The organism is Actinoplanes sp. NPDC048791, assembly GCF_040650095.1.
Classification (GTDB): Bacteria; Actinomycetota; Actinomycetes; order Mycobacteriales; family Micromonosporaceae; genus Actinoplanes.
The window spans coordinates 1-5163 of sequence record NZ_JBEZGQ010000617.1; the positions used below are offsets into that span (position 1 = coordinate 1).

Annotated in this window: 4 protein-coding genes, 1 pseudogene and 1 riboswitch; of the genes and pseudogenes, 2 read left to right on the top strand and 3 right to left on the bottom strand. The window is 72.8% G+C overall.

Going from position 1 to position 5163, the window contains the following annotated elements; translation table 11 throughout:
* A pseudogene (locus AB0C29_RS32730) lies at positions 1–316 on the bottom strand (hypothetical protein); the annotation flags it as partial.
* A gap of 284 nt (positions 317–600) precedes the next feature.
* Here AB0C29_RS32730 and AB0C29_RS32735 point away from each other — a divergent pair.
* Positions 601–1458, top strand: a complete 858-nt coding sequence (locus AB0C29_RS32735; protein WP_360828421.1) for a GNAT family N-acetyltransferase — start codon at positions 601–603, stop codon at positions 1456–1458.
* Positions 1459–1629: 171 nt separating this feature from the next.
* Positions 1630–1777, top strand: a riboswitch (cyclic di-AMP (ydaO/yuaA leader).
* A 4-nt stretch (positions 1778–1781) separates the two neighbouring features.
* Entirely contained in the window at positions 1782–2408 is a 627-nt protein-coding gene (locus AB0C29_RS32740; RefSeq protein WP_360828424.1) for a transglycosylase family protein, read from the top strand.
* Between the two features lie 54 nt (positions 2409–2462).
* On the opposite strand, the gene AB0C29_RS32745 is transcribed toward AB0C29_RS32740, so the two are convergent.
* Both AB0C29_RS32745 and secF read right to left on the bottom strand, forming a co-directional pair.
* A complete protein-coding gene (locus AB0C29_RS32745) occupies positions 2463–3257 on the bottom strand; it encodes an SAM-dependent methyltransferase (protein WP_360828427.1) in 795 nt (264 codons plus the stop codon).
* A 103-nt stretch (positions 3258–3360) separates the two neighbouring features.
* Positions 3361–5163, bottom strand: a 1803-nt coding sequence (secF, locus tag AB0C29_RS32750; protein WP_360828430.1) for a protein translocase subunit SecF, incomplete at its 5' end; no start/stop codon positions are given.

Below are 5163 nucleotides of genomic sequence, written 5' to 3' on the forward strand. Positions count from 1 at the left end.
CCGGAAGCGCCGTCACAGGCTGGTCGTCATCGCCGGACGGCAGGAGCAGGAACAGGCCGGCCCCGCCGAGCAGGGCGAGCACCCCGATCCCGGCCAGCACGAGCAGCTTCTGCCGGCGTAGCGCGGTGCTCTTGGCCGCCGGGTCGGTGACGGTGACGGGGGCCGGCGCGGCAACCGGCATCTCGCCGGTGCCGTCCTCGGGCAGATCCGCGGTCGCGGGCCAGGTGGGCGCCTGCCGGTCACCGGGCTCAGCCGGTTGGGTGGTGATGTACGGGCGGACCAGCACCGGATCGTCGCGCTCGGAATCGTCAGCCATCTCGTCGTCCTGCCGTGGGAAAGACCGGTGGCCACGGGGGTGCCGACCGGTACGTCAAGATACGCGAGGCCGCCGGCAAGAGATCACTTGATGTCCACCCTTTCTGGACCTTCGGGGGGAAAGGCTGGTCAAGACGGGTAGACCTCAGGGTTCGGACGCCCCCCGGACGGCCCGGCCGGGGCCTACGCTGAGCACACCCGTCACCGCCGAAGGTGAGCACACATGGATCTCGCGACCCTCGTCGCCGGCCCGGTCGCCGACGTGTCCGCTCCGGAGCCGCCGTCGTGAGCAGGGTGATCGTGGCGGCGATGGAGGCGGCCACGGTGGCCGCGCGGGCGGCGCGGGTGCTGGTCCGCCCGGTGCACAGCCTGGCCGAGCTGACCACGCTGGACCGGATGCTGGCCGGCATCTGGCAGGACGACGCGAGCGGCCCGCTGCTGAGCACCGAGCTGCTGCGCGCGCTGGCGAAGTCGGGCAACTACGTGGCCGGTGCCTTCGACGGCGGCACCCTGGTCGGGGCCGCGGTGGCGTTCTTCGCCGCGCCGGGTGAGCGCGAGCTGCACAGCCACATCGCCGGGGTGTCCGCCGCCGCGGCCGGGCGCAGCGTCGGCTTCGCGCTCAAGCAGCACCAGCGGGTCTGGGCGCTGCAGCGCGGCATCAGCACGATCAGCTGGACGTTCGACCCGCTGGTGGCCCGCAACGCCTACTTCAACCTGGCCAAGCTGGGCGCGGTGCCGACGGAGTACCTGGCGAACTTCTACGGCCCGATGCACGACCGGATCAACGGCGACGACGAGAGCGACCGGCTGATGGTGCGCTGGGATCTCGCCGCCCCGGCGGTCGTCTCCGCCAGTGCCGGCAAGCCGGTGCGGTCCGTGCGGCCGCCGACCGCCACCGTGGCGCTGCGCCGTGCGGGCAACGGTGGGCCGGTGCCGGGCTCGTTCCGGGGGCAGACCGTGGTGGTGGCCGTCCCGGAGGACATCGAGAGCTTGCGCCGCCGGACCCCGGGGGCGGCCAAGGACTGGCGGGTCGCCGTACGGGAGACGCTGAGCACCCTGCTCGCCGACCGGTTGCGCTTCGCCGGCTTCGACCGCGACGGCTGGTACGTCCTCACCCGCGGCTCCGAGGAGTACGGCCGGTGATATCGACAGCCTTGCCCCGATTCTGACCAAGATCAAAAGTGGGCAAAAGCTGAGAACAACGTCACGTTAGGCCCCCGGAGGTTGGCCCCGTGGCGGGCAACGTGGTTACCGTCGGCCGGTCCGCTGACGCGGGCCCCGCGGTCGGTAACGCCGAGTCCTGCCGCCGACCGGGCTGGGAACTCAACTCAGGCATGGAGCGGGGGACCCACAGGTTCTCCGGCGCGCTCACCGCGCGCCTCCGGGGTGAAGCCGCGGCACCACAGCGGCCGGGCAACCTCAGCCCGAACCCGACAGCTGACCTCGCAGGCGTGGAGGTTCACTCGATGGCACAGATCCACAAGCAGTCCCTGCGCGCCCTCGGCCTGGTCGTGGCCGGTGCCGCGGGCACCGTCGCCCTGCTGGGCCCGGCCTCTCCGGCCGCGGCGCAGTCCGGTGTCAACTGGGACGCGATCGCGCAGTGCGAGTCCGGTGGCAACTGGAGCATCAACACCGGCAACGGCTACTACGGTGGCCTGCAGTTCAGCCGCAGCACGTGGAAGGCGTACGGCGGCGGCAAGTACGCGAGCACCGCCAACAAGGCGAGCCGCTCGGAGCAGATCCGCATCGCCGAGAAGGTGCTCGACGGCCAGGGCATCGGCGCGTGGCCGGTGTGCGGCAAGAAGGCCGGCTCGTCGAAGTCCTACCAGGCGAAGAACACCGGCGGTTCCTCGTCGAGCGGCAAGAAGGCCACGGCGTCGCGTACCACCACGCACAAGAAGTCGGCGGCGACCAAGCGCACCTCGGTCAAGGCCACCGGCAGGCACTACACGGTGAAGTCCGGTGACACGCTGGCCAAGATCGCGGCGGCCCAGCACGTCAAGGGCGGCTGGCGCGCGCTGTACCAGCTCAACCGGGCGCAGCTCGGCGGCAACCCCAACCTGATCTTCCCCGGTCAGCGCCTGTCGCTGTGATGAGCCGGCCCGGCTGCCTTACCCCCGTGGGGCAGCCGGGCCCCCCACCGGCGCTCAGGGCTTGCGGCCCACCGCGACGAACTCCGACACGACCTCGGTGATGCCGGGGTGCCGCGGGTCCGGCCGCCAGGCCGTGCAGGTCACGACGCCGGGTTCGAGCAGCTCCAGCCCGGCGAAGAAGCCGCGGATCTCCTCGAGGGTGCGGGTCCTGATCGGCGCCGCGCCGCTCTCGTTCCACTGCCGCATCGACTCCTTGACGGCCTCGCCGTTGACCTCCGTGGTCGGATGCGAGATCAGCAGGAAGCTGCCGGCGGGCACCGCGGCCAGGAACTGCTCGACCACCGACCGGGCCTCGGCGTCGTCCATGACGAAGTTGAGGATGCCGGACAGCACCACCGCGGTGGGCCGGCCGAAGTCCAGTGTGGTGGCGGCGGCCCGGAGGATGGCCTGCGGATCGCGGACGTCGGCCGCGAGGTAGTCGGTGGCCCCCTCGGGGCTGCTGGTCAGCAGCGCGCGGGCGTGCGTGAGGACCAGCGGGTCGTTGTCGACGTAGACGACGCGGGCGTCCGGGGCGACGGCCTGGGCCACCTCGTGGGTGTTGTCGGCGGTGGGCAGCCCGGTGCCGACGTCCAGGAACTGGCGGATCCGGCCCTCGCCGGCCAGGAACCGCACGGCCCGGCCGAGGAACTGCCGGTTGGCCCGGGCCGACAGCACGAGCTCGGGCATCAGCCGGACGGCGTAGTCGGCCGCCTCCCGGTCCGCCGCGAAGTTGTCCTTGCCGCCGAGCAGGTAGTTCCAGACCCGCGCCGAGTGCGGCACGTCCGTATTGAGCTGCGCGGGATCCGTCATCGGGCTCGTCCTTCCGCTACCGGCGGCATCGATCGGTGGCGGGAACCCTACCGCGCCAAGCAGCGGGGTGGGCGCACGGCGGCGCACACCCCGCTGCCCGGGGTCAGCGGGACCGGAAGGTGATCGCCAGCGGCGTGGCCAGGAACACCGACGAGTACGTGCCCACCACGATCCCCACCAGCAGCGCCACGGCGAAGTCGACCAGCGACGCCCCGCCCAGCGTCGCCAGGGCGGCCAGGATGAACACCGCCCCCAGCCCGGTGTTGACCGTACGCGGGACCGTCTGCAGGCACGCCGTGTTGGCCAGCCGCGCGAACGGCACCCGCAGCTTCGGGCTGATCTTGCGCTGACCGTGGACCAGCTCCCGGATCCGGTCGAAGACCACCACCGAGTCGTTGACCGAGTAGCCGACCACGGTCAGCACCGCGGCCAGGAACACCCCGTCGACGGGTTTGCCGAGCCAGGCGAACACCCCGATCAGGATGACCACGTCGTGGAGCATCGCCAGCACCGCCGCCGCACTCCAGCGCCATTGGAACCGCACCGACAGGTACGCCAGCTGCGCGCCGAGAGCGATCGCCACCGCGAGCAGCGCCTTGTCCCGCAGTTCGGCACCGAGGCTGGGCCCGACCTTGTCGTCCCGCAACTGCTGGACGTCACCGCCGCCGGCCGTGCCGAGCGAGTCGCGTACGCGTTGCTCGGTGGCGTCGTCGAAGGCGCCCGCCCGCACCGAGACGTTGCCCTGGCCGACCTGGGTGACCACGGCCCGGTCGACGCCCGCGGCTTCCACGGCTGCCCGGGCCGCGTCGGTCGACAGTGGCCGGCTGGTGGCGTACTCGACCATGCGGCCGCCGGTGAACTCGACGCCGAGGTTCAGCCCCCGGGTGGCGACGCCGCCGATGGAGAGCAGCACCGCCGCCGCCGAGACAGCCAGCCACAGTCGCCGGCGGCGCATCAGGTCCGGGCCGCGGGACTCGATCGCCTGGCGGACCCGGCCGGCGTGGGCGATGCCGCTCCACCGTGGGCGCACGACCAGCCACCGCCGGCGCAACAGGGCCTCGGCCGGTAGCCGGGTCAGCACGAGCGCGGTGAACATGGACGCCAGCACCCCGATGCCCAGGGTGACGCCGAAGCCGCGTACCGGGCCGGAGGCGAGCAGGAACAGCAGGGCGGCGGCCACCAGGGTGGTCACGTTGGAGTCGATGATCGCCGACCAGGCCCGGGCGAAGCCGCCGCGGATCGCGCTGCGCAGGGTGGGCCGGCCGGCGTACTCCTCCCGGGCCCGTTCGAAAACGAGCACGTTGGCGTCGACCGCCATCCCAATGGCGAGCACGAACCCGGCCAGGCCGGGCAGGGTCAGGGTGGCGCCGACCGCCAGCAGCGCGGCGTAGGAGATCAACCCGTACGCCACCAGCGCCACCGCCGCCAGCGCACCGACCACGCGGTACACCGCCACGATGAACGCGATGGTCAGCAGCGCCCCGATGAGCGCCGCCTGCGCCGACGCCTCGATCGCCTGCCGGCCCAGCGTGGGCCCGACCACCTGCTGCTGGATGATGTCCACGGGTACGGGCAGCGCCCCCGCCCTGATCAGCAGGGCGAGATCGCGCGCCTCGGCCGCGGTGAACGATCCGGTGATCCGCATGGCCTCCCCGGCGAAGCCGACCTCGCAGGTCGCCTCGGGGCTCACCTCGGGCGAGCTGATCACCTCGTCGTCGAGCAGGATGGCGACCCGCCGGGCCGGGTCGCCCACGGGGGAGCAGGCGGCGTCGGCGGTCAGCTTCCGCCAGTCCCGGGCGCCGTCCCCGGCGAAGTCGACGGCCACCTCCCAGCCACCCGGCGGCTGGACACCGGCCTGCGCGCCGTCGATCTGCCGGCCGGACAGGGCGGCCGGCCCCAGCCGCAG